Here is a 24,957-nt window from a genome sequence, read left to right on the forward strand (position 1 = left end):
GATGGCTGCACGCATCGAGGATTACGCGCTCGTCGGGGATTGCCGCAGCGCCGCGCTGATCAGCCGGCAGGGCAGCGTCGATTGGTTGTGCTGGCCGCGCTTCGACGCGGCCGCCCTGTTCACCAGCCTGCTGGGCACCGAGGCGCATGGCTTCTGGAAGATCTTCCCCGAGGCGGAGCACGTCGAGACCCGGTGGTCCTACCGCCCGGGCAGCCTCGTCCTGGAGACGCGGCACACCACGCGGCTCGGCGAGGTCCTGGTCACGGATTTCATGCCCGTCGGCGACGGATCGCATCTCGTGCGCCTCGTCGAGGGCGTGCACGGGCGGGTCGCCATGCGGATGGAGATGGCGGTCCGGTTCGATTACGGCTCGGCCGTGCCCTGGGTGTCGCGCTCCGAGCTGGGCGACCTGCGCGCCGTCTCGGGACCGCACAAAGTCGTGCTGCGCTCCGACGTCCATCTCAAGGGATCGGAGGCGCAGACCACCGTGGCCGAGTTCACGGTCCATGCCGGCGACCAGCACCGGTTCGTCCTGAGCTACGGGGCCTCCCACGAGGACGATCCGCCCCCGATCGAGCCGCGCAAGGTTCTCGAAGCCACGGATCAGCACTGGCGGGATTGGGCGTGCCGCTGCGCGGGCGGCGCCCCCTGGGACCGGATGCTCCAGCGCTCCCTGCTGACCCTCAAGGCGCTGATCTACGAACCCACCGGCGGCATCGTGGCGGCGCCCACGGCGTCCCTACCGGAGGGGCTCGGCGGGATCCGCAACTGGGATTACCGGTTCTGCTGGCTGCGCGACTCGACCCTGACCCTGATCGCCCTGATGGATGCGGGCTATATCGACGAGGCCCGAGACTGGCTGGGCTGGCTGCTTCGGGCCGTGGCCGGCAATCCCGAGCAGGCGCACATCCTCTACGGGATCGGCGGCGAGCGGCTTTTGCCCGAGATCGAGCTCGACTGGCTGCCGGGCTACGAGAATTCGAGGCCCGTGCGAATCGGCAACGCCGCCGCCAGCCAGTTCCAGATCGACGTCTACGGCGAGCTGTTCGACGCGCTCTATCAGGCTCACGCCCGCGGATTGCCGGTGAGCCAGGACGGCCTGCGGGTCGGCCTCGCGATCCTCGGCCACCTGGAACAGGCATGGCGCGAGCCCGACGAGGGGATCTGGGAGGTGCGCGGCGGGCGGCGCCACTTCACCCATTCCAAGGTCATGGCCTGGGTGGCGTTCGACCGGGCCCTGCGCATGCACGAGATGCACGAATCGGGCGCCACCGAGGAACATGCCAAGCGCTGGCGCGCCATCAAGGACGAGATCCACGCCGAGGTCTGCGCCAAGGGCTTCGACCCCGCGCTCAACAGCTTCGTCCAGTCCTATGGCTCGAAGGCGCTGGATGCGAGCCTGCTGCTCATCGCCCATACCGGCTTCCTGCCGCAGGACGACCCCCGGGTGATCGGCACCGTCGACGCGATCGGCAAGGGGCTGATGCGGGACGGGTTCATCCTCCGCTACGAGACCGAGGGCCAGATGACCGACGGCCTGACGGGCAGCGAGGGGGCTTTCCTGCCCTGCACCTTCTGGTACGCCGACAACCTCATCGGCCTGGGGCGCCGCGACGAAGCGGGGGTGCTGATCGAGCGCCTGATCGGCATCTGCACCGATCTCGGCCTGGTCAGCGAGGAATACGACGTGCAAGCCAAGCGTCTTGTGGGTAACTTCCCTCAGGCGTTCACGCACGTCGCGCTCGTCAACACGCTGCTCAGCTATACGCGCGGCGAAGGGCCGGCGGATCGGCAGGGTGGTAAGGCCAACGGAGCCCCTCCCGCCGTCCTACGGCAGCGCGAAGCCGCGAAACGGACCGCGCGAGGCGAACTGGAAGACGCGACATCATGAGCGGTGCTGACACTCCCGCCAAGGCGGACCTCGCTGAGATCGATACGCTCAGCATCAACACGATCCGGACGCTCGCGATCGACGCGGTGCAGAAGGCCAATTCCGGCCATGCCGGTGCGCCCATGGCGCTGGCGCCGGTCGCCTACACCCTGTGGAACCGCTACCTGCGCTACGACCCGGCCCATCCGCACTGGCCGAACCGCGACCGCTTCGTGCTGTCCTGCGGCCACGCCTCGATGCTGCTCTACGGGCTGCTGCATCTCGCGGGCGTCGCGCAGAGCGACGGCGGCAACGCGCCGGCGGTGTCGCTGGACGACATCAAGAAGTTCCGCCAGCTGGACAGCCGGACCCCGGGCCATCCCGAGTACCACTTCACCGCTGGCGTCGAGACCACCACCGGCCCGCTCGGCCAGGGTGTGGCCAACTCGGTCGGCATGGCCATGGGCAGCCGCTTCCTCGGCCAGCACCTGAACAGGCCGAACCTGCCGCTCTTCGACTACAACGTCTACGCGATGTGCTCGGACGGCGACCTGATGGAGGGCGTGGCCTCGGAGGCTGCGTCCCTCGCCGGCCACCTCCGGCTCGCGAACCTCTGCTGGATCTACGACGACAACACCATCACCATCGAGGGCCACACCGAGCTGGCCTTCGGCGAGGAGGTGGCCACCCGGTTCCTCGCTTACGGCTGGCAGGTTCTGCGCGTTGCGGACGCCAACGACGTGCACGCGCTCGCCGGCTCGATCGAGACTTTCCTCGCCACCAACGACCGGCCGACCCTGATCATCGTCAAGTCGGTGATCGGCTACGGGGCGCCGAAGAAGCAGGGCACGTCCAAGGCCCACTCGGACGCGCTGGGCGAAGACGAGGTCAAGGGGGCCAAGCGCGCCTACGGCTGGCCGGAGGACGCGCAGTTCCTCGTCCCGGACGGCGTCCGCGAGAATTTCCGCGATGGGATCGGCAAGCGCGGCGCCGGCCTCTACGACGCGTGGCAGGGCCTGCTGAGCCAGGCCAAGGCGGCGGATGCCGCCCACGCCGAGGACCTGAACGCCTTCCTGGAAGGCCGGCTGCCGCACGGCTGGGACAAGGACATCCCGGTCTTCGAGGCCGACGCCAAGGGCCTCGCCACCCGGGAATCCTCCGGCAAGGTGCTGAACGCCATCGCCCAGCACGTGCCGTTCCTGCTCGGCGGCTCGGCGGATCTGGCGCCGTCCAACAAGTCGAACCTGACCTTCGAGGGCGCGGGCTCGTTCGGCCCGTTCTCGCCGGGCGGCCGCAACCTGCATTTCGGCGTCCGCGAACACGCCATGGGCTCGATCGTGAACGGCCTCGGCCTGTCGGGTCTGCGGGCCTACGGCGCGACCTTCCTGGTCTTCGCCGACTACATGCGCCCGCCGATCCGTCTCGCCGCCCTGATGGAGCTGCCGGTCTTCCACATCTTCACGCACGATTCGATCGGCGTGGGCGAGGACGGGCCGACCCACCAGCCCGTCGAGCAGCTGCTGTCGCTGCGCTGCATCCCGGGCCTCGTGACCCTGCGCCCGGCCGATGCCAACGAAGTGGCCGAGGCCTACCGGGTGATCTTCTCGCTGAGGAACCAGCCGGCCGTGCTCGCGCTCTCCCGCCAGCCGCTGCCGACCCTCGACCGGACCCGGTACGGCGCGGCCTCCGGCACCGCCAAGGGCGGCTACGTGCTCGCCGATTGCGACGGCACGCCCGACGTCATCCTGCTGGGCTCGGGTTCCGAGGTGCAGCTCTGCGTCGGCGCCTACGAGGCGCTGAAGGCCGAGGGCGTGAAGGCCCGGGTGGTGTCGATGCCGTCCTGGGACCTGTTCGAGCGGCAGGATCAGGCCTACCGCGACTCGGTGCTGCCGCCCGCCGTCAAGGCACGGGTGGCCGTCGAGCAGGGCAGCGTCATCGGCTGGGACCGCTACGCCGGCTCCGAGGGCGCGATCATCGGCATGCACACCTTCGGCGCCTCGGCGCCGATCAAGGATCTCCAGACCAAATTCGGCTTTACCCCCGACAAGGTCCTGGAGGCCGCGAAGGCGCAGATGGCCAAGCATAAGCGGTAACAGCTGATGCGCGACGCCTCCCTCCCCCCTCTGCGGGGGGAGGGAGGCCCCGAAGGGGGTCGGGAGAGGGGGGCGACGGTGCACAGGACGGTGCCGTCCTTATATGAAGGCCGCGTCCTTCCCTGTACCCGGGTCCCCCTCTCCCGACCCTCGCTGACGCGAGGGCCACCCTCCCCCGCAGAGGGGGGAGGGAGAGCGCCCGGCAAGTAGCGGCACGCGAGACGAGGAACCGACATGAACGCGCTCAAGGCCCTGCACGACGAACAGGATCAGGCGGTCTGGCTCGACTTCGTGGCCCGCGGCTTCATCCAGAAAGGCGAACTGAAGCAGCTCGTCGAGCGCGACGGCCTGCGCGGCGTCACCTCCAACCCGTCGATCTTCGAGAAGGCGATCGGGCACTCGGACGAGTACGACGACAGCCTGAAGGCCGTTCAGGTGACCGGGGACAGCCGCGTCATCGACCTCTACGAGGGTCTCGCCATCGCCGACATCCAGGCGGCCGCCGACGTGCTCCGCCCGGTCTACGAGGCGAGCGACGGGGCCGACGGCTATGTCAGCCTGGAGGTGTCGCCCTACCTCGCCCTCGACACCGAGGAGACGCTGGCCGAAGCCCGGCGCCTGCACAAGGCGGTCGCCCGCGACAACCTGATGGTGAAGGTGCCGGCCACACCGGAGGGTATCCCGGCGATCCGGCAGCTCACCAGCGAGGGCATCTCGATCAACGTCACCCTCCTGTTCTCGCAGGAGGCCTACGAGGCCGTGGCCCGCGCCTTCATCGACGGGCTGGACGCGCGCGCGAAGGCCGGCCACGACGTCTCGAAGGTCGCCAGCGTGGCGAGCTTCTTCATCAGCCGCATCGACGTCCTGGTCGACAAGCGCCTCGACGAGAAGATCGCCGAGGCCAACGATCCCGACGAGAAATTCGCCCTGGAGCAGCTGAAGGGGAAGGTGGCGATCGCCAACGCCAAGCTCGCCTACCAGCGCTACAAGCGGATCTTCGCGGAGTCCAAGTGGACGGCCCTGGCCGAGAAGGGCGCCAAGGCGCAGCGCCTGCTCTGGGCCTCCACCGGCACGAAGAACAAGGCCTATTCGGACGTCCTCTACGTCGAGGAGCTGATCGGGCCGAACACCGTCAACACCATGCCGCCCGCCACCATGGACGCGTTCCGCGACCACGGCGTGGTGCGGGCGACGATCGAGGAGGACGTGCCCGGCGCCGAGGCCGTGATGGCCAAGCTCGCGCGGTCCGGCATCGACATCGAGGCCGTCGCCGAGCAGCTGGTGAAGGAGGGCGTGCAGCTCTTCATCGACGCCGCCGACAACCTGCTCGGCGCCGTGGCGGGCAAGCGCACCGCGCTCCTGGGGCATCGGCTGGATGGCCAGAGCCTCGTTATGGACGACACCCTCGCGGCCGAGGCCAAGAAGACCGTCGAATCCTGGCGCGCGAGCGGCTCGATCCGTCGGCTCTGGGCGGGTGACGCCTCGGTCTGGTCCGGCCATGACGAGGCGAACTGGCTCGGCTGGCTGCACATCGTCGAGGAGGAACTGGAGAAGGCCGCCGACTACGCGGCTTTCTCGGACTGGGTGAAGGCGGAAGGCTTCACCGACGTCGTCGTGTTGGGCATGGGCGGATCGAGCCTCGGCCCGGAGGTTCTGAGCCTGACCTACGGCCAGCGCGAAGGCTTCCCGAAGCTTCAGATCCTCGACTCGACCCACCCGGATCAGGTGCGCGCCCTGGAAGCGAGCATCGATCTGGCGAAGACGCTGTTCATCGTCGCGTCGAAATCCGGCTCGACGCTGGAGCCCAACGTCTTCCGCGACTACTTCCTGGCGCGCGCCAAGGACGTGCTCGGCGACCGGGCCGGCGACCACTTCGTGGCCGTCACCGACCCCGGCTCCGACATGGAGCGGGCCGCGAAGGCGGACGGGTTCAAGCGCATCTTCTACGGCGTGAAGCAGATCGGCGGGCGCTACTCGGTGCTCTCGGCCTTTGGCCTCGTGCCGGCGGCCGCCATGGGCCTCGACGTCAAGGCGCTTCTGGAGACGGCCCGCATCATGGTCCGTTCCTGCGGCCCGGCGGTGCCTCCGGCCCAGAACCCGGGCGTGCTGCTCGGGACCGCCATGGGCGCGGCGGCGCTGGCCGGCCGCGACAAGGTGACGATCGTCGCCTCCCCGGCGATCGCGAGCTTCGGCGCCTGGGCCGAACAGCTGATCGCGGAATCGACCGGCAAGCGGGGCAAGGGCTTGGTTCCCGTGGACGGCGAGCCGGTGGGCGTTCCGGCGGTCTACGGGCACGATCGGTTCTTCATCTATCTCCGCCTCGACGGCAACGCCGAGGCCGCGCAGGACGAGGCCCTGCGGGCCCTGGAGCGGGACGGCCACCCGATCGCCCGCATCACCCTCGATTCGGTCGAGCAGCTGCCGCAGGAATTCTACCGGCTGGAGATGGCCACCGCCGTGGCCGGCGCGGTGATCGGCATCAACCCGTTCGACCAGCCCGACGTCGAGGCCAGCAAGGTCGAGACCAAGAAGCTGTTCGCCGAGGCCGAGGCGAGCGGCGCCCTCCCCGCGGAGACGCCGCTCTTCTCGGATGATGCGATCGCCCTCTACGCCGACCCGCAGAACGCGGACGGTTTGAAGCAGGCGACCGACGGCCTGGAGCCTGCGCTCAAGGCGCAGATCGCCCGGCTGAAGGACGGCGATTACCTCGGGTTGCTCGCCTACGTGCCACGCAACGCCGAGGCCGCCGGCATCCTCCAGGAGGCACGGATCGCCGTGCGCGACACCCGCAAGGTGGCGACCTGCCTGGAGTTCGGGCCCCGGTTCCTGCACTCCACCGGTCAGGCCTACAAGGGCGGCCCGGATACCGGCGTGTTCCTGCAGATCACCGCGGATCCGTCGCAGGACCTGCCGATCCCGGGCCGCTCCCTCGGCTTCGCCACCGTCGTGGCCGCGCAGGCGCGGGGTGATTTCGCCGTGCTGGCCGAGCGGGGCCGGCGGGCGCTGCGGGTCCACATCAAGGGCGACCTCGAGGCCGGGCTGAAGCGCATCGCGGCGGCCCTCAAGGCCGCCGTGGCGTAGGCGCCGGAGGTGGGGGCGATTCCCGATGAGGCTCAGCGGTCCCGTCTGCACCACCCCCACCCCCTGACCCCTCCCCGCACGGGGGAGGAAAACCCCCGAGGAGATGACGGCAATGCAACTCGGCATGATCGGCCTCGGCCGGATGGGCGGCAACATCGTCCGGCGTCTCCTGCGCGGCGGACACACGGCCGTGGTGTTCGACCAGAACCCGGAGGCCGTCGCGGCGCTGGTGGAGGCCGGCGCGGTCGGCGCATCGAGCCTGGAGGATCTGGTCTCCAAGCTGGAGGTGCCGCGCGCGGCCTGGGTGATGTTGCCGGCCGGCGCGATCACCGAGCAGGCGGTCCAGACGCTGTCGGGCCTGATGCAGGCGGGCGACTGCGTCATCGACGGCGGCAATTCCTTCTACGGTGACGATGTCCGCCGTGGGCTCGCTCTGAAGGAGAAGGGCCTGCACTACGTGGATGTCGGCACCTCGGGCGGCGTCTGGGGCCTGGAGCGCGGCTACTGCATGATGATCGGCGGCGACACGGAGACCGTCGACCGCCTCGACCCGATCTTCAAGACCCTGGCGCCGGGCGTCGGCGACATCCCCAAGACGCCGAACCGCGAGGGGCGCGACCCGCGCGCCGAGCAGGGCTACATCCATGCCGGGCCGACCGGTGCCGGCCACTTCGTCAAGATGGTCCATAACGGCATCGAGTACGGGCTGATGCAGGCCTATGCCGAGGGTTTCGACATCCTCCGCCACGCCAATGCCCAGGAGCTGCCGGCCGAGCGCCGCTTCGACCTGAACATGGGCGACATCGCCGAGGTCTGGCGGCGCGGCAGCGTCGTCTCGTCGTGGCTCCTCGACCTGACCGCCCAGGCGCTGGCGGGCGACGAGCAGCTCACCGACTTCTCCGGCTACGTGGAGGATTCGGGCGAGGGCCGCTGGACCATCAACGCCGCCGTCGAGGAAGGCGTCCCGGCGACGGTGCTCTCCGCCGCCCTCTACCGCCGCTTCCGCTCCCGGGAGCACGCGAGCTACGCCGACAAGCTGCTCTCGGCGATGCGCAAGGGCTTCGGCGGCCACCAGGAGCCGAAGGGCTGAGCCGGCCGCCTCGGGCCGCCCGCAGACCGACCCGTCCGACCCCCGAAGCCGCAGGGCCGTCACCCATGAGCCTTCCCGTCGGAAGCCACATCCTGAAGGATCCGGAGGCGGTCGCCCGCGCGGCGGCCGAGCGGCTCATCGAGGCCTGCGGCGAGAGCCGGTCCGAGCGGATCGCGATCTGCCTCTCGGGCGGTTCGACGCCCAAGGTGCTGTACGGCCTGCTCTCGGGGCCGGACTACGCGACCAGGCTGCCCTGGGCGCGAATCCACTGGTTCTTCGGGGATGATCGCGCGGTGCCGTGGGACGACCCGCGCAGCAATGTCCGGATGGTCCGGGAGGCGTTCGGGCACGGTGCCCCGATCCCGCCGACGCACCTCCACTTCATCCCGTCCGACGCAGGCCCGGACGCGGGCGCCCGCGCCTATGAGCGGACGCTTCTCGACTTCTACGGCGCCGAGCGCCTCGATCCGGCGAGGCCGCTGTTCGATCTCGTTCTGCTCGGCCTCGGCGAGGACGGGCACACCGCCTCGCTGTTTCCCGGCACGCCTGCCGCCGACGAGGCCCGGCGGCTCGTCGTCCCCGTGCCCGAGGCCGGCCTGGAGCCGTTCGTCCCGCGGATCAGCCTGACGCTGCCGGCGCTCGCCTCCTCGCGACACGTGCTGTTTCTGGTCACCGGCGCCGGCAAGCGGGCGCCCCTCGCCCGGCTCGCCGCGGGCGAGAGCCTGCCCGCCGGCCGTGTGACCAGCACGGGCGCCGTGGCGTGGCTGCTCGACGAGGCCGCGGCCGGCTGACACCCTCGGTGGTTCTCGCCGGCGGCATCGCGGGCTCATCCGCCGCCTTTTCCCGGCAGGAACCGATCCCCGGAGAGCTATGGCGTCGGGACGGCCGGACGTTCGCCGACGGCACGCCCGGTTCCGTCACGACGGCATCGGCTTCGCCGGGATAGCGGAGGGCGCGCAACGGGATTTCGTCCGATCGCCGAATGGCGCAATCCCATTGCTCGCTCGGGCGACATCGCGGTCAAGAACGCAACCCCGCGCCGTCGGGCCTGCGGTACGCTTCGCGCAGCCTCGTGAAGGGCGCCGCGTGAAGGGCGCCGAAGGAGACCCGCCGATGCCGCAGACGACCATCCCGACCGATGTCGAGGCGATGATGGCGAGCCTCGCCCGTTCCGCGGGCCGCTCGCCGGAGGCCTATCTGGCCGCGGCCCGGGCCACGCTGGTCCGCATCCTGACCCAGCCGGATCTCCTCGACCCGTCGCGGCTCGTCGGTCGCGGTCCGGGCCTGAGCCGCAATCTGCTGTTCGGCACCGAGGCGATCAGCGTCTGGGCGATGGTGTGGGCGCCGGGCGCGGTGACGCCGGTCCACGACCATCACTGCTCGTGCTGCTTCGGCCTGCTGCGCGGCCGGCTGCGGGAAACGTGGTACCGCCCGATCAGCGAGACCCACGCGGTGGCGACGCAGGACGTCGTCCGCGAGCCCGGCTTCGTCGCCTGCATGATGCCGTCGGGACCGAACCTGCACCGGATCGCCAATGACGGGCCGGACGCGGCCGTCTCGATCCACGTCTACGGCTACGACCACCGGGCGCAGGATTCGTCGATCCACCGGACCTACGCGGTCGCGGCGGGCTGAGTCGCGCCGCGGAGCGACCGCGTCACGCCACGTAGATCGTCGGGACCGCGGTCGTGTACTTCATCTCCTCCATGGCGATGGAGGAGGACAAGTTCGAGAAGTCGAGCTTGGCGATGAGGCGCTGGTAGACTGCGTCGTAGGCCTCGATGTCCGGCACCACGATCCGCAAAAGGTAGTCGATCTCGCCGGTCAGGCGCCACGCCTCGACGATCTCCGGGAAGCCGGCGACGACCCGCCGGAACGCGTCGGACCAGTCGGCGGCGTGACGGGGCGCCTTCACGGCCACGAACACCGTGGTGGGGACGTTGACCTTGCGGCGATCCACCAGGGCGACCCGGCGCCGGATCACGCCGGAGGCCTCCAGCTTCTTCACCCGGCGCCAGCAGGGAGCCGCGCTGATCCCGACCTGCTCGGCGAGTTCGGCCACCGGGAGGGTCGCGTCCTGCTGGAGGAGGTCCAGGATCTTCCGGTCCACCGCGTCCATGCGAACGATGCTCCCGTCGACGGCTCCGGGCCGGTTTACAACGCGAAGTGCTTCGAGAGCTTCAGGCCCTGGGCCTGGTAGTTCGACCCCGCCCCCGCCCCGTAGAGCGTCTCCGGGAGGTCGAGCATGCGCTCGTAGACGAGGCGGCCGACGATCTGCCCGTCCTCCAGCAGGAACGGCACGTCGCGGGAGCGGACTTCCAGGACGGCCCGCGCCCCCTCCCCGCCGGCTCCGGCATAGCCGAAGCCCGGATCGAAGAAGCCGGCGTAGTGGACCCGGAACTCGCCCACCAGCGGATCGAACGGCACCATCTCGGCGGCATGGTCCGGCGGCACCTGGACCGCTTCCTTGGAGGCCAGGATGTAGAATTGCCCGGGATCGAGGATCAGGCTGCCCGATCCGTCGGCCGCCAGGGGCTCCCAGAAATCCGCGGCGCGATGACGGCCGGGGGCGTCCACGTCCACGAGGCCGGTATGGCGCTTCGCCCGATAGCCGACGAGGCCGTCGAAGCCGGAGAGGTCCACCGAGACCGCCACACCGCCCTGAAGGGACGGACTGCCCACGTCGACCAGCGCCGAGCGGGCATGGAGCAGGCCGAGCTCGGCCTCGGTCAGCCGTGGCGCCCCGCGGCGGAAGCGGATCTGCGACAGGCGCGAGCCAGTCCGCACGAGGACCGGGAAGGTGCGCGGCGAGATCTCCGCGTAGAGCGGCCCGTCATAGCCGGGCTCCACCTGATCGAAGGCCTCGCCCCGGTCGGTGATGACCCGGGTGAAGACGTCGATGCGCCCGGTCGAACTTTTGGGGTTGGCCGCCGCCGCGAGGTCGCCCGGCAAGGCGAGGCTCTCCTGCAACTCGGCGATGTAGACGCAGCCCGTCTCCAGGACGGCACCCGGTCGCAGGTCGACGGCGTGCAGCGACAGCCGGTCGACGCAGGCCTGGACCGTCCGGCCGGAGCCCGGCAGGAAGCTCGTCCGCACCCGGTAGGCCTTGGCGCCCAGGCGCAGGTCGAGGCTCGCGGGCTGGATCTGGTCGGGCGCGAAGGGCGTCGCGGCGCGGATCCCGCCCGCCCTGGCCAGGGCGGCGATCGCCTGGGCCGGCAGAATGCCGGACCGGCCATCCGCGCCCGAATCGGCGGCTCCCGTGGCTGCGCCCGCGTTCATCGCGCCCATGACTCCTTCGCGCGCCCGGCAGGTCCGCGTCGGCGAGCGTTGTCGGCCGGGACCCGCTAACGCGGGCTTAACCGCTTCCGAGGGCCGCGTCATGTCGGCGCCGCGACCCGGCCGGTCGCGGCGCCCGGCCCGCGGCCGGGATCGGGACGACGCGAGGTAGTCCGCCGCAATTGACGGCGATTCCGCCGCCTACTACGACCGGCCAGGAAGCGCGTTCCTTTCGGCTTCTGCGAATCGCACAGTCCGAAGAAGGGCCAAATAGGGCGATGTACAAGGCCGAGACGCGGGGAATTAGTGTGACCGTGCAATCTCGCTTCGTCGAGGAGGAATCCTCGCCGAATGAGAGCCGTTACTTCTTCGCCTACACGGTCGAGATCGTGAACAACGGCAGCGAGCAGGTTCAGCTGCGCTCGCGGCATTGGCGCATCATCGACGGCCACGGCGCCTGCCAGGAGGTGCGCGGCACCGGCGTGGTCGGGAAGCAGCCCGTGCTGGAGCCGGGCGAGTCCTTCTGCTACACCAGCGGCTGTCCCCTCAACACGCCCGACGGGTTGATGGCCGGCAGCTACACCATGGCGACGGTGGCCGGCGAGAGCTTCGAGGCCGAGATCCCCGCCTTCTCCCTCGACAGCCCGCACGTCCGCCGCAGCCTGCACTGAGGTCCCGGCCCGGGGCCTCGCCCCGGAGGAATCCATGTCCGCGACCGGCGAGCGGCTCAGCCCGCTCGACATGCTCGCCCGCCTCGTGTCCTTCGACACGGAGAGCGACAAGTCCAACCTCCCGCTGATCGAGGCCGTCTGCGATTATCTGGGCGGCTGGAACGTCCCGTATCTGCATCTGCCGAACCCTGGGGGCGACAAGGCGGCCGTCCTCGCCACGATCGGGCCGATGGTCGATGGCGGCGTCGTCCTGTCCGGACATACCGACGTGGTGCCGGTGACGGGGCAGGCCTGGACCAGCGACCCGTTCACGCTGCGCCTTGCCGACGGCCGGGCCTACGGGCGGGGCGCGGTCGACATGAAGGGTTTCGACGCGCTGGCCCTGGCCCTGGTGCCCGACATGCTCGCCGCCGGCCTGAAGCGGCCGATCCACATCCTGCTCTCCTACGATGAGGAGACGACCTGTCTCGGATCCATGGACGGGATCGCGCGGTTCGGCGCCGACCTGCCGCGGCCCGCCGCGGTGATCGTCGGCGAGCCCACCGGCATGGAGGTGGCGGACGCCCACAAGAGCATCGTAACCTGCCTCACCACGGTTCACGGCCATGAGGCCCATTCGGCCCGTCCCGCCCTCGGGGCGAACGCCGTCTCGGCCGCCTGCGATCTCGTCGCCGGCCTCAACCGGATCGCCGATCTGATGATCGAGCGTGGCGACTCGTCCGGGCGGTTCGACCCGGCCTCGACCACGGTCCATGTGGGGACGATCCAAGGCGGGACCGCCCGGAACATCCTGGCCAAGGAGTGCCGCTTCCTCTGGGAGTATCGCGGCCTCCCGGATCTCGACCCGGCCGAAATTCCGCGCCTCTTCGCCCAGGAGGTCGATCGGATCACCCGCGAGCGCCTGAACCGCTACGGCGCGTATGGGCGGATCGAGACCCTTGAAGAGGTGGACATCCCGGGCTTGGCCCCCGAGCCGGGCTCGGAGGCCGAGCGGCTCTGCCTGCGTCTCGCCGGACGCAACCATACCGTCGCCGTCCCCTACGCCACCGAGGCCGGACGGTTCCAGGCGGCGGGCCTCCCGACGGTGGTCTGCGGCCCCGGCGACATCGCCCAGGCGCACCAGCCCGACGAGTTCATCACCCTCGACGCCCTCGGCCAGGGTGAGCGGTTCCTGCGCAACCTGATCGAGGCGTGTGCGTCATGAACGCGATGAGCGGAATCACCATCAAGCTGCGACCGCTGGAGCGGGAGGACCTGCGTTTCGTCCACCAGCTCAACAACAACGACAGCATCATGCGCTACTGGTTCGAGGAGGCCTACGAGTCCTTCGCCGAACTCCAGCAGCTCTACGAGCGCAACATCCACAATCAGACCGAGCGCCGTTTCATCGTCGCCGATCCGAGCGGAGAACCGGCCGGACTGATCGAGCTGGTCGAGATCAACCACCTGCACCGGCGCTGCGAGTTCCAGATCGCGATCCATCCGAGCTTCCAGGGGCGCGGCTACGCGTGGCAGGCCACCCGGATCGCCATGGATTACGCCTTCAGCGTGCTCAACATCCACAAGCTCTACCTGCACGTCGACCGGGACAATGCCCGGGCCGTGCGGATCTACGAGCGCTGCGGCTTCCATCCCGAGGGCGTGCTCAAGGACGAGTTCTTCGTGAACGGGCGCTACCGCGACGCCGTGCGGATGTGCCTGTTCCAGCCCGAATATCTCAGGGCCCGCGGCGGTGGCGGCGACATCGCGGAGCCCGTCCTGAAGGCGTGAGACCGTTCGGCCGGAGGGCTGGGGGCGAGGCAGCCCCTCGCATCAGCCGCGACGCCGTCGAACATTGTCGCCGAGTCAATCCCGCACGTCCGGGCTCCGCGATGCCGCACGGCGGATGTTCACCGACCGGCCTCGCTCCGCGTCCTGAGACGGGGCGCGAGGCCGTCGACTGACACAGAAGGGGGGAGGAGCGCCACGGCTCCTCCCCCTGATCGTCGCGTCAGTTGCGGCCGGCACCCGCCTGACCGCCCGACCGGCCGGCACCCTGCGCACCATCCATGCCGGCCTTGCCGCCGTTCATGCCGCCACGCTCGGCGCCGCCCATCCGGCCGCCTTCGGCGCCGGACTTCATGCCGCCCGCCTGGCCGCCGCGATCCGACGCGTTGCGGATGCCGTCCTGCTGGCCGCCGCGCATGTCGCTGTTGCGCATGCCGTCCGTCTTGCCGCCCGTCTTGCCGTCCATCTTGCCGTCCCGACCGGCGGCCCGATCCATGCCGCGATCCTGGCCGCGGTCGTTGCGGTCCGTCCGGGTGTCGTTGCGACCCTCGGTCCGCGAGACGTCGCGGATGCCGTCCCGGCCGCCGCGGTTGTCGAAGCGCGCCCCGGCCCGCTGCTCGGAGCGGAAGCTCGCGCTGACCGCGCCGCCGCCGCTGAGACGGCGATATTCCGCGGAGCCGTAGCGCACCCGCTGACCGCGGATCGTCACGAAGCGATCCTCCTGGACCGAGACGAGGCGACGGTACTCGGGCGAACCGTAGAGGACGCGCTGGCCGCGGACGACGACGTAGCGCGCGCGGGGTCCGGTCTCGCGGATGCTGACGAGACGACGGTACTCGGGCGAACCGTAGAGGACGCGCTGGCCGCGAATGACGACATAGCGGACGCGCGGGCCACGGTTCTCGGTGACGATCAGGCGCCGATACTCGGGGGAGCCGTACACGACGCGGCGGCCACCGATGAACACGTAGCGCCCCTCACGGCGGAAGCCGCCTTCGAAGCGCTCGGACCGGACATCGGTACGGCTCACATCCGTCCGACCGCGGAAATCAGCACGGTCGCCACGCCGCTCGCCATGACGGTCGCCATGTCGATCACCGTGCCGGTCGCCGCGCTCGGCGCGGTCGCCGGTGCGATCGCCGCGCTCATTCCGCTCGGCGCGGTCGCCATCCCGACCGCCACGCTCGGCACCGGCCCGATCCTTGTCCTGGGCCATGCGACCCTCGCCGCCGGCCTCACGGCCCTGCGCGGACCGGCCCGTCTCGGCGGCCCCGCGCTCGGAGCCCGCCTGGCGGCCGGCCTTCATGTCGCCCTGCGCGCCACCCTGCGCGCTACCCTGCATCCCGCCGCGCTCGCCGCCGCCGGCCTTCATGCTGGACTCGGCAGCCCCCTGACCGCCACGCCCGCCCATCTCGGCGCCACCCTGCTGGGCATAGGCCGAGGTGCTGATCAGCAGCGCAGCCAAACCAATCGACATCTTCCGCATGGCGAAACCTCCAATCTTGAATCTGCCACGCAACGTCGAAGGTCGCGAAACGGTTCAGACTGGAGGATCCAAAAATTCACGCAACGAATACCGAACTTCGTGCGTTTCGCGCGGAAAAGCTTGGCCATAAGCACAGGTCTGCGGATCCGTGCTTGCGCCGATCGGCGCTCTACTGGGTCGGCTGTCCGGCAACCTCCGCCTCGACCTCCTGGGGATCGAGATCGTAGCGCCGGGAGCAGAACTCGCAGGTGATGACGATGCGTCCGTCATCGGCCACCATGTCGTGGCGCTCCTGCGGGGAGAACGAGCGGATCATGCCCATCACGCGCTCACGCGAGCAGCGGCAGGTCTCCCGGACCGGCTGGCGGTCGAACACCCGCACCCCGCGCTGGTGAAACAGCCTGTAGAGCAGCCGCTCGCTGGAGACATGCGGATCGACGAGTTCGTGATCCTCGATCGTGGCGACCAGCGAGCGGGCTTCGACCCAGGCATCGTCCTCCGGTGCCTCGCCCGAGAGATGCCTGTGCCCCTCCGGGATGTCGCCCGGCGGCAGATCGGCGAGGCGCGCCCGGTCCACCGACTGCGGCAGGAACTGCACGAGCAGCCCGCCGGCCCGCCAGCGTCCGGCCCCCTCCTCCACGGCCTCGGCCACGGCGAGGCGCACCTGCGTGGGGATCTGTTCCGACTGCCGGAAGTACTGATACGCGGCCTCCTCCAGGCTCTGGCCCTCGAGGGCCACGACGCCCTGGTAGCGGCTGGCGGCCGTGCCCTGGTCGATGGTCATGGCCAGATGGCCGGTGCCGATCAGGTCGGAATCCGCGAGCGGGCCGGTGCCGAGGGCGGCCACGCGCGCCGGGTCGAACCGCGCGGTGGCGCGCAGCCGGTCCGGAGCCTCGAAATCGACCACGATCATCGCGACCGGACCGTCGGTCTTGGTCTGGAGCTGGAACCGGCCCTCGAACTTGAGGGAGGAGCCGAGCAGCACCGTCAGCGCCGCCGCCTCGCCGAGGAGGCGTGCCACCGGGTCCGGATAGCCGTGGCGGCGCAGGATCGTATCCACGGCGGGACCGAGCCGCACGACGCGTCCGCGCACGTCCAGCGCCTCGACGGCGAAGGGCAGCACGGCATCGTCCGCCCCTGCCTGGCCGTTGCCGGCATTCTCGGGCTGCGACGGGGAATGAGACGGGGAATGCGACTGGGTTCCTGAGGTCATGCCCTCTCCGATCGATGCGTCCGGCATGTCGTGCCGGCGAGGCGTGGATCCGTCCTCCCGGCGGACCGGGCGGCGTGAGGCGATGACCTTGGCGGAGCGATCGGATCCCTCACCCCGACCGGCCCGGAGTCGGAGCCGCCGCGCTGCGCGCGCCGTCCGTCGCCGGGATGCCGCCTGACGGCAGCCATGATGGGGAGGCGGACGGCACCGGCCGACCGCTCACGCCCATATGGTGCACCGACCCCGCCAGCGCGAGGCCGGTGACATCGACCGGATCAGAGCCCGTTCGCGCCCAGGCACCAAGCCAGGATGCCCTTCTGCGCGTGCAGGCGATTCTCGGCCTCGTCGAACACCACGGAGCGCGGGCCGTCCATCACGTCGGCCGTCACCTCCTCGCCGCGATGGGCCGGGAGACAGTGCATGAAGATCGCGTCCGGATTCGCCGCAGCCATCAGCTTGGCGTTGACCTGATAGGGGCTGAGCAGGTTGTGCCGGTGGGCCTCGTCGTCGTCGCCCATCGACACCCAGCAATCGGTGACCACGGCATCGACGCCCTCCACCGCCGCGAAGGCGTCGGTGGTGACGTGGATGTCGGCGCCCTCCTGCTGCGCCCAGGCGAGGAGCGCGGGGGGCGGGGCCAGCTCGGGCGGGCTCGCGATGTTGAGCGTGAAGTCGAACCGCGCGGCCGCATGGACCCAGCTCGCCAGCACATTGTTGGCATCGCCGGACCAGGCCACTTTGCGGCCCTTGATCGGCCCGCAATGCTCCTCGAAGGTCAGCACGTCGGCCATGATCTGGCAGGGATGCGAGACCTTGGTCAGGGCGTTGATCACCGGGACGGTGGCGTACTCGGCCAGTTCCAGCATCTGACCGTGGTCGAGGATGCGGATCATGATCGCGTCGACGAAACGGGACAGCACCTGCGCGGTGTCGCCGATGGTCTCGCCGCGCCCGAGCTGCATCTCCGAGCCGGTGAGCATCAAGGTCTCGCCGCCGAGCTCGCGCATCGCCACGTCGAAGGACACGCGGGTGCGGGTCGAGGGCCGGTCGAACACCATCGCCAGGGTCTTGCCCGTGAGGGGGCGCTCCGCGGCCAGTTCGCCCTTCCGACGGCGCCCCTTGATGGCGGCGCTGGCATCGAGGACCCGGCGCAGCTCTGCTCCGGAAAAGTCCTTCAGATCGAGGAAATGACGAGGGCCGGCACCGTTCAGGTGCCTGGCCGGGGCCTGTGCCCGGCCGTCAATCTGGGCTTTCATCGCGTCACAATAACTAGAGTCTGCTCAACGATCACCTGATCATGAACCGCACTCTACCTCCTGGCAGGGGCATCTCCGTCAGGCGCGGCGGGATCGACCGCACCCGGAAATGCTTCGGGCCGCCCCCCGGCATCCGGAGGGCGGTGTTCTGAAACTCTCGGATCGGTCCTACTCGGCCGCGCCGCGCACGGCCTCGAAGCTGGACGCCGCCGCGTCCAGGCGCCGGACCGCCTCGTCGATCTCGGTCTCGCCGATGGTCAGCGGCGGCAGCAGGCGGACGATGTTGTCGCCCGCCGGGATCACCAGCAGGTGCGCGTCCCGCGCGGCGGCGGCGAAATCCGTGTTCGGCACGCCGAGCTTGAGGCCGAGCATCAGCCCCTCGCCGCGGATCTCCTCGATGACGTGCGGATGGCGATCGCGCAAAGCCGCGAGCTTCTGCTTGAGCAGCAGGCCGGAGCGGGCGACGCGATCGAGGAAGCCCTCCTCCAGCACGACGTCCAGCACGGCGTTGCCCACCGCCATGGCGAGGGGGTTGCCGCCGAAGGTGGTGCCGTGCGTACCGGCGGTCATGCCGCGGGCCGCCTCGCGGGTGGCGAGGCAGGCGCCGAGGGGAAAGCCGCCGCCGATGCCCTTGGCCGCGCTCATGATGTCCGGCGTGATGCCGGACCATTCATGGGCGAACAGCCGGCCGGTGCGGCCGACGCCGGTCTGGACCTCGTCCATGATCAGAAGCAGGCCCTTCGCGTCGCAGATCTCGCGCAGCCGGCGCAGGTCCGCGTGGGGAATCACCCGCACGCCGCCCTCGCCCTGGATCGGCTCGATCATCAGTGCCGCCGTCTCCGGCCCGATCACCGCCTCCAGCGCCGCCCAGTCGCCGGCCGGGACCTGATCGAACCCCTCGACCTTCGGCCCGAACCCCTCGATGTACTTCTGCTGTCCGCCGGCCGCGAGCGTCGCCAGGGTCCGCCCGTGGAAGGCGCCCGCGAAGGTGATGATCCGGTACCGCTCCGGATGGCCGTCGGCCGCGTGGTACTTGCGGGCGATCTTGATCGCCGCCTCGTTGGCTTCCGCGCCCGAGTTGCAGAAGAACACCACGTCCGCGAAGGTCGCATCGACGAGCCGCTGCCCGAGGCGTTCGCCGCCGGGGATCTGGAACAGGTTCGAGGTGTGCCAGATCTTGCCCGCCTGCTCGGTGAGCGCGCCGACGAGGTGCGGATGGGCGTGGCCGAGGCCGTTCACCGCGATGCCGGCGCCGAAATCGAGGTATCGCTCGCCGCCCTCCGTCACGAGCCAGGCGCCCTCGCCGCGCTCGAAGGCGAGCGGCGCGCGGACGTAGGTCGGCAGAAGGGCTGACGTCACGGGTCCCATCTCCGTTTCATGCAGGATCCGGGAGCCAGCGTTGAGCCGGCTCCAAATGAAAGTGCCGCCTCAGTCCTGGGCGGCACGCGCGCGATTACTATGAAAGAGCCGGCTCCTGTCAACGTTTCAATGTCAGGTGGGCCCGCCGGGCAGGCCTGCACGGAGCACGGACAGAGCTGATCTCTGGGACGAATCCGCGGCTTTGCCGTGCGCCGTCGGCGAATCGCGAGCCCGCGAAACGGAGGCTGGACGGCCGCCGCCGCGGCCGGTCATCGAGGCCGCGATCCGAGCCTTCGCGGCGCGCGGCCCTTGCGCCGCGGGGCGCGGCCGTGCTCCTGCTCCCGCGGATTCGCAGGAACCAGGGAGAACCCGATGAGCTCGATCAAGGAACGCCTGGAGGCGCTGGGCCTGACCCTGCCCAAGGCGGCCGCGCCCGTCGCCAACTACGTGCCGTTCGTGCGCACCGGCAACCTCGTGGTGATCTCCGGCCAGGTCTGCTTCGGCGCGGACGGCGCCATCGCGGCCGAGCACAAGGGCAAGGTCGGCGGCGGGGTCTCGGCCGAAGCCGGCAAGGCGGCTGCCCGTCTGTGCGCCCTCAACGTCCTCGCCCAGCTCGAGGCCGCGGTCGGCGACCTCGACCGCGCGGTGGTGCAATGCGTGCGGCTCGGCGGCTTCATCAACGCGGCGCCGGGCTTCTCGGCGGTGGCCGGGGTGATGAACGGCGCCTCCGACCTGATGGTCGAGCTGCTCGGCGACCGCGGGCGCCACGCCCGCTCCACCGTCGGCGTCGCGGAGCTGCCCCTCGACGCCGCCGTCGAGGTCGAGGCGATGTTCGAGGTCCGCTGACGGTGGGCGCCCCCGACTGGCTCACCGCGCGGCCGATCGCCCATCGCGGCCTGCACGACCGGGCGGCGGGCCGGCCGGAGAACACGCTGGCGGCGGCCCGGGCGGCGGTCGCGGGCGGCTTCGCCATCGAGTGCGACGTCCAGTTGAGTGCCGACGGCGAGGCGATGGTGTTCCACGACGCCGCCCTCGGCCGCCTCACGACGGCGCGCGAGGCGGTGGCCGAACGGTCGGCCGCCGAACTCGGGACGCTCAAAGTCGCCGGGTCCGCGGAGACGATCCCGACGCTGCCGGCCTTCCTGGCGGCGGTGGCCGGGGTCGTGCCGGTGGTGATCGAGGTGAAGTCCCGCTACGACGGCGACCTGCGGCTCGCGACCCGCACCGCCGAGGTCGCCGCGGCCTATGCCGGGCCGGTGGCGCTGAAATCCTTCGACCCGCAGGTGGTCGCGGCCCTGCGCGATCTCTGCCCTGCCACGATCCCGCGGGGCATCGTGGCGGAGACGACGCAGGACGATCCCGTCTACGCGGCCCTGACGCCCTCGCTCCGCCGGTCGCTCTCCGACCTGCTGCACTTCGCCGAGACCCGGCCCGACTTCCTGTCCTGGCGGGTGGACGACCTGCCCTGCGCGCCGACCTATCTCTGCCGGCTGCTCGGACGGGTCCCCGTGATGACCTGGACGGTCCGGACCGAGGAGCAGCGCGCCCGGGCCGCCGCACACGCGGACCAGATGGTGTTCGAGGGATTCGTCCCGTAAATTTTCCTAAGACCCGTCCGATTCGTCACGACGAAGACCGCCATGACCGTTTCGAGTGAATCGCGCACACGGTTCGTGCGGCTCTGCGGCGGGCTCGCCCTCGCCGCGACCCTGCTCTCCCCGGTGCCCGCCGCTGCGGCCGACCCGTGCGAGGGCACGACCCAGGCGGATCTCAACGCCTGCGCGGGTGCCGATTATCGGACCGCCGATACGGCGTTGAACGCCGTCTATGGGCAGTTGATGAAGAAGGTCGGTCCGAAGACGAAGGACGCCCTGCGGGGCGCCCAGAAGGCCTGGCTGTCGTACCGGGACGCGACCTGCTTCCTTGAGACCATGGGTTTCGACGGGGGCTCGGCCTACGCGATGGAGTACAACGGCTGCCTGAAGGGCCTGACCGACGCGCGGACCAAGATCCTGAAGGGCTACCTCGACTGCAAGCCGGACGATGTGTCCTGCGTGGGCCGGCTCGGGGAGTGAGCGCGGGCCGCGACGGCGGCGTCCCGTTCGGGTCTCAGGCCCGTATCCGCGCCGTCGCGCACGCCGTCGAGCAAGCCGTCGAGGAAGCGCGCGACGGCGGGTCCGGCGCGCGCAGCGGGTGACGGCGGCGGCCATCTGACAAGGCAGCCATGGCTGCCGTGCGCATCCGCCCGCTTGCTCCCTGCGGGGCACAGGCTAGATTCCGGCCCATGAAGCAAGCACCCGGGCCGACGCCGGAGACCGCCGCACTCACCGTGCGGGCGCTTCCCGGATTGAAGGAGATCGGCGCCGCGGATTGGGATGCCTGCGCCTTCTCGGCCGAGACGCTGGCGGCGGGCGACGAGACCCACAATCCCTTCCTGTCGCACGCCTTCCTGTCGGCGCTGGAGGATTCGGGCTGCGTCTCCCGCAGGACCGGCTGGCTGCCGCTCCACATCTCGGTCGAGCGCGACGGCGAGCGCCTCGGCGTGGCGCCCTGCTACCTGAAATCCCACAGCCAGGGCGAGTACGTGTTCGATCACGGCTGGGCCGACGCTTATGAGCGGGCCGGCGGCGCCTACTACCCGAAGCTGCAAGTCAGCGTGCCGTTCACGCCGGTGACCGGCCCCCGCTTCCTGATCGCGCCGGGGGCCGATCCCGACGAGGCCACCGCCGGCCTCGTCGCGGGCCTGCGGGCGCTGCGGGGCGAGACCAAGGCCTCGTCGATCCACGTCACCTTCATGCGCGAGGCGGAGTGGGAGCGGGCCGGCGCCGCCGGCTTCCTGCAGCGCACCGACCAGCAGTTCCACTGGCAGAACGACGGCTACGCCACCTTCGACGACTTCCTGGCCGCCCTCGCCTCGCGCAAGCGCAAGACCATCCGCAAGGAGCGCCGCGACGCCCTCGCGCCCGGGATCACCGTGGAGCACCTCACCGGCGCGGACATCACCGAGGCCCATTGGGACGCGTTCTACGCCTTCTACATGGACACGGGCTCCCGGAAATGGGGACGGCCCTACCTCAACCGCCGCTTCTTCTCGCTCCTGTCCGAGCGCATGGCCGACCGGGTGCTCCTCGTGATGGCCAAGCGCGCGGGCACCTACATCGCCGGGGCCATCAACCTCATCGGCGACACGGCGCTCTACGGGCGCAACTGGGGCTGCATCGAGGACCACCCCTTCCTGCATTTCGAGATCTGCTACTATCAGGCGATCGACTTCGCGATTGCCCGAGGCCTGAAGCGGGTCGAGGCGGGCGCCCAGGGCGAGCACAAGCTCGCCCGCGGCTACCGGCCGGTCCTGATGCATTCGGCCCACGACATCGCCGACCCGGCCCTGCGCCGCGCGGTGGCCGATTACTTGCAGCGGGAGCGCGCCCACGTCGCCGAGGCGGTGGACGTCCTCGACACGTTGACGCCGTTCCGGCGCACGGACGAGGGCGGTGCCTGCGACGGCGCTGCGCCTTCCGAAACCTCGCCCTCCAAGACGTCAGCCCCCGAGAGTCCGTAAGACATGAGCCCGATCGACCGCATCCAGACCTATGCCGAAGAGCTGACGGCCCTGCGCCGCGACCTGCACGCCCATCCGGAGCTCGGCTTCGAGGAGGTGCGCACCGCCGGCATCGTCGCCGACCTCCTCGAGACCTTCGGCTGCGAGGTGCATCGCGGCGTCGGCGGCACCGGCGTGGTGGGACTGCTCAAGGGCCGTACCGACAACGGCCGCCGGATCGGCCTGCGCGCCGACATGGACGCCCTGCCCATCGAGGAGGAGACCAACCTCCCCTATCGCTCGACCTATGCCGGCAAGATGCACGCCTGCGGCCATGACGGCCACACCACGATGCTGCTGGGCGCGGCGCGCTACCTCGCCGAGACCCGCGACTTCGACGGCACCGCGGTGTTCGTGTTCCAACCGGCCGAGGAGGGCCGCGGCGGCGCCCGGGCCATGCTGAAGGACGGGCTGTTCGAGCGCTTCCCCTGCGACGAGATCTACGGCCTGCACAACCAGCCGGGCGGCGGCCACGGCATGATCAAGCTGCGGCCGGGGCCGATCATGGCGGCGGCGGACTTCTTCGACATCCACATCCGCGGCAAGGGCATCCACGCGGCCCAGCCGCACCGGGGCGTCGACCCGATCATCATCGCCACCGGCCTCGCCCAGGCCTTGCAGTCGATCGTGTCGCGCAACGCCGATCCGCTGAAATCCATCGTGCTGTCGATCACCCGGATCGAGGCGGGCTCCGCCTACAACGTCATCCCGGAGACGGCCCATCTCGCCGGCACGATCCGCACCTTCGACAAGGAGATCCGGGCCCTCGCCGGCGCCCGCATGCGCGAGCTGGCGGCGGGCTTCGGCGCGGCCTACGGCGCCGAGGTCACGGTCGACCTGCAGGACGTGTTCTCCGTGTTGGAGAACGCCCCCGAGCAGGCGGCCGCCGCCACGGAGGTCGCCACCGAGCTGCTGGGCGCCGACAAGGTCGAGGCGAACGTCGTGCCGAAGATGGGCAGCGAGGACTTCGCCGACATGACCATGGCGGTGCCCGGCGCCTATGTCTGGCTCGGCGCCAATCCGGGTCCCGGCCTGCACAATGCCGGCTACAACTTCGACGACTCGATCATCCCGATCGGCAGCGCCTTCCTCGCCCGGATGGTGGAGCGGCGCACCGCCGCCTGACGCCCGGCGGTCCCCGCCGTCCGGAGCTGTCCGGATGGCGGGCGATGATGGGTCTGGGCGCAGGCGACCGTCGACAGACCGACCGATCGGTGCGATTCTTGACGCAACCAGCCCGCGAACCAACACGGGCCGTGATGGGAGGGCGCCATGTCACCGGAGATACGGGAATCCCGCGCGGCGCTGATCCTGCTCGCCGCCTCGGTGGGAGCGGTTCTGATTTTCGGCGCGTTCACGCTGCTCACGCAACTCGGTTGACGTGCTGCCGGGATTGCAACTTGGGCGGGTCGTTAGGCGAGCGCAACGAAGTGGACCCGCTGCCGGGAAAAGAGAATCGTGATGGAGGCTCAGTCGCGTACCGGGATAGATGCCTCGCTATGGGTTGAGTTAACTGCTCATTAATTCTATCAAAGGTTGTATGTCTCCGGCGAATGCGTGCATGCGGCACGCCGGAATCGGAGATCGCCCATGATTGCCGACGCGATCCAAGATCCCCGTCCTCGGCCCGTCGATCTCGCGGCCGCGCTGAACGCGTCCGGGATCATCGGTGCGTGGTCCTGGTCGCCGCGGGACGAGCGGTGCATCCTTGATGCCGGCGCCGCCGACGTTCTGGCCGGGGATTCCGGGCTCGCCGGACGTCCGCTCCCGCTCTCGGTCGCCAAGGCCTGCGTTCATCCCGAGGACCGGCCGGCCGTGGTGCGGCAGTTCAAGGCGGTGCGCGCGCGCGGCGGCCTGTTCGTGGCCGAGTACCGGACGCTGTCGCCCTCCGGCCAGGTCCGCCGGATCCTCGATCGCGGTCGCATTCCGGCGGGCGCGTCGAGCCGGCGCCTCGGACACGGCATCATCATCGACGTGACCGATGCGTCGCCGCCCGCGGCTGCGGCGGCGGAGCCCGCGGACGCGCTCACGCAGGCGGTGGATCGGGCCCTCGAATGCCGCGACGCCCTGGAAGGGGTGGCGGATACCGAGCTTCAGCTCCTCGTCGACATGCTGCTGCTGCACCTCGGCCGGCACATCGCCAAGGCTTCCACGACCGGTGCGCGCGGCCGCGGCCACTGAACCGGGCCGGCCC

General features: G+C 70.4%; 21 protein-coding genes. 15 read left to right on the forward strand and 6 right to left on the reverse strand.

All coding sequences use genetic code 11. The features are described from left to right. The first annotated feature begins 1 nt into the window (after position 1). From MCBMB27_RS09125 to MCBMB27_RS09150, 6 genes are all read left to right on the forward strand, one after another. Positions 2-1,891, forward strand: coding sequence for a glycoside hydrolase family 15 protein (locus tag MCBMB27_RS09125; RefSeq protein WP_075380254.1), 1,890 nt, complete (start codon positions 2-4; stop codon positions 1,889-1,891). Then, the gene (gene tkt, locus MCBMB27_RS09130) at positions 1,888-3,963 is read left to right on the forward strand and encodes a transketolase (protein ID WP_075380255.1); all 2,076 of its coding nucleotides are present in this window, start codon (positions 1,888-1,890) and stop codon (positions 3,961-3,963) included. The genes MCBMB27_RS09125 and tkt overlap by 4 nt, the downstream gene beginning before the upstream one ends. Before the next feature lie 234 nt (positions 3,964-4,197). Continuing rightward, entirely contained in the window at positions 4,198-7,044 is a 2,847-nt protein-coding gene (locus tag MCBMB27_RS09135; protein ID WP_075380256.1) for a bifunctional transaldolase/phosoglucose isomerase, read from the forward strand. 112 nt (positions 7,045-7,156) lie between these two features. Next, positions 7,157-8,134: a phosphogluconate dehydrogenase (NAD(+)-dependent, decarboxylating) gene (gene gnd, locus MCBMB27_RS09140; RefSeq protein WP_075380257.1), complete on the forward strand. Its 978-nt coding sequence runs from the start codon at positions 7,157-7,159 to the stop codon at positions 8,132-8,134. A 65-nt stretch (positions 8,135-8,199) separates the two neighbouring features. After that, a complete protein-coding gene (pgl, locus tag MCBMB27_RS09145) occupies positions 8,200-8,925 on the forward strand; it encodes a 6-phosphogluconolactonase (RefSeq protein ID WP_075380258.1) in 726 nt (241 codons plus the stop codon). Between the two features lie 322 nt (positions 8,926-9,247). Then, a complete protein-coding gene (locus tag MCBMB27_RS09150) occupies positions 9,248-9,769 on the forward strand; it encodes a cysteine dioxygenase (RefSeq protein WP_075380259.1) in 522 nt (173 codons plus the stop codon). 22 nt (positions 9,770-9,791) lie between these two features. On the opposite strand, the gene MCBMB27_RS09155 is transcribed toward MCBMB27_RS09150, so the two are convergent. After that, positions 9,792-10,253: an Lrp/AsnC family transcriptional regulator gene (locus MCBMB27_RS09155; RefSeq protein WP_012319278.1), complete on the reverse strand. Its 462-nt coding sequence runs from the start codon at positions 10,251-10,253 to the stop codon at positions 9,792-9,794. Between the two features lie 35 nt (positions 10,254-10,288). Then, the gene (locus MCBMB27_RS09160; protein ID WP_043355214.1) at positions 10,289-11,413 is read right to left on the reverse strand and encodes a 2'-deoxycytidine 5'-triphosphate deaminase; all 1,125 of its coding nucleotides are present in this window, start codon (positions 11,411-11,413) and stop codon (positions 10,289-10,291) included. A gap of 275 nt (positions 11,414-11,688) precedes the next feature. Between MCBMB27_RS09160 and apaG the strand changes: the two genes are divergently transcribed. Genes apaG through speG form a run of 3 tightly spaced genes read left to right on the forward strand, consistent with a single transcriptional unit; the run spans position 11,689 to position 13,851 of the window. Continuing rightward, positions 11,689-12,081 carry a Co2+/Mg2+ efflux protein ApaG gene (gene apaG, locus MCBMB27_RS09165; RefSeq protein ID WP_043355208.1) on the forward strand — a complete coding sequence of 131 codons (393 nt, stop codon included), beginning with the start codon at positions 11,689-11,691 and terminating at the stop codon, positions 12,079-12,081. Positions 12,082-12,115: 34 nt separating this feature from the next. Further along, positions 12,116-13,285 carry an acetylornithine deacetylase gene (gene argE / locus MCBMB27_RS09170; RefSeq protein WP_075380260.1) on the forward strand — a complete coding sequence of 390 codons (1,170 nt, stop codon included), beginning with the start codon at positions 12,116-12,118 and terminating at the stop codon, positions 13,283-13,285. Further along, positions 13,282-13,851 carry a spermidine N1-acetyltransferase gene (gene speG / locus MCBMB27_RS09175; protein ID WP_078946951.1) on the forward strand — a complete coding sequence of 190 codons (570 nt, stop codon included), beginning with the start codon at positions 13,282-13,284 and terminating at the stop codon, positions 13,849-13,851. Before argE ends, speG begins: the two co-directional genes overlap by 4 nt. Positions 13,852-14,071: 220 nt before the next feature. Here the strand turns inward: speG and MCBMB27_RS09180 are convergent, their stop codons facing one another. The 4 genes from MCBMB27_RS09180 to MCBMB27_RS09195 all read right to left on the reverse strand — a co-directional run bounded on the left by MCBMB27_RS09180 (position 14,072) and on the right by MCBMB27_RS09195 (position 19,162). Then, the gene (locus MCBMB27_RS09180; RefSeq protein WP_075380261.1) at positions 14,072-15,334 is read right to left on the reverse strand and encodes a hypothetical protein; all 1,263 of its coding nucleotides are present in this window, start codon (positions 15,332-15,334) and stop codon (positions 14,072-14,074) included. A 169-nt stretch (positions 15,335-15,503) separates the two neighbouring features. Continuing rightward, complete coding sequence (locus MCBMB27_RS09185) at positions 15,504-16,547, reverse strand: Hsp33 family molecular chaperone (RefSeq protein ID WP_043355216.1); 1,044 nt, start codon at positions 16,545-16,547, stop codon at positions 15,504-15,506. A 275-nt stretch (positions 16,548-16,822) separates the two neighbouring features. Further along, entirely contained in the window at positions 16,823-17,803 is a 981-nt protein-coding gene (gene argF, locus MCBMB27_RS09190; RefSeq protein ID WP_051045020.1) for an ornithine carbamoyltransferase, read from the reverse strand. Positions 17,804-17,971: 168 nt separating this feature from the next. Next, positions 17,972-19,162, reverse strand: coding sequence for an aspartate aminotransferase family protein (locus MCBMB27_RS09195; protein ID WP_075381910.1), 1,191 nt, complete (start codon positions 19,160-19,162; stop codon positions 17,972-17,974). 372 nt (positions 19,163-19,534) lie between these two features. On the opposite strand from MCBMB27_RS09195, the gene MCBMB27_RS09200 reads away from it, so the two are divergent. The 6 genes from MCBMB27_RS09200 (at position 19,535) to MCBMB27_RS09225 (ending at position 24,944) form a co-directional block, all read left to right on the forward strand. After that, on the forward strand, positions 19,535-20,008 hold the full coding sequence (locus MCBMB27_RS09200; RefSeq protein ID WP_075380262.1) for a RidA family protein: 474 nt from the start codon (positions 19,535-19,537) through the stop codon (positions 20,006-20,008). A gap of 2 nt (positions 20,009-20,010) precedes the next feature. Then, positions 20,011-20,760: a glycerophosphodiester phosphodiesterase family protein gene (locus MCBMB27_RS09205; protein WP_075380263.1), complete on the forward strand. Its 750-nt coding sequence runs from the start codon at positions 20,011-20,013 to the stop codon at positions 20,758-20,760. Between the two features lie 42 nt (positions 20,761-20,802). Further along, complete coding sequence (locus MCBMB27_RS09210) at positions 20,803-21,237, forward strand: lysozyme inhibitor LprI family protein (protein ID WP_075380264.1); 435 nt, start codon at positions 20,803-20,805, stop codon at positions 21,235-21,237. A gap of 209 nt (positions 21,238-21,446) precedes the next feature. Further along, the gene (locus MCBMB27_RS09215) at positions 21,447-22,724 is read left to right on the forward strand and encodes a GNAT family N-acetyltransferase (protein ID WP_075380265.1); all 1,278 of its coding nucleotides are present in this window, start codon (positions 21,447-21,449) and stop codon (positions 22,722-22,724) included. A 3-nt stretch (positions 22,725-22,727) separates the two neighbouring features. After that, entirely contained in the window at positions 22,728-23,888 is a 1,161-nt protein-coding gene (locus MCBMB27_RS09220; protein ID WP_075380266.1) for a M20 aminoacylase family protein, read from the forward strand. Positions 23,889-24,353: 465 nt separating this feature from the next. Continuing rightward, the gene (locus tag MCBMB27_RS09225) at positions 24,354-24,944 is read left to right on the forward strand and encodes a PAS domain-containing protein (protein ID WP_043355134.1); all 591 of its coding nucleotides are present in this window, start codon (positions 24,354-24,356) and stop codon (positions 24,942-24,944) included. Positions 24,945-24,957: the final 13 nt, after the last annotated feature.

This window comes from Methylobacterium phyllosphaerae, assembly GCF_001936175.1.
In the GTDB taxonomy this organism is placed as follows: Bacteria; Pseudomonadota; Alphaproteobacteria; order Rhizobiales; family Beijerinckiaceae; genus Methylobacterium; species Methylobacterium fujisawaense.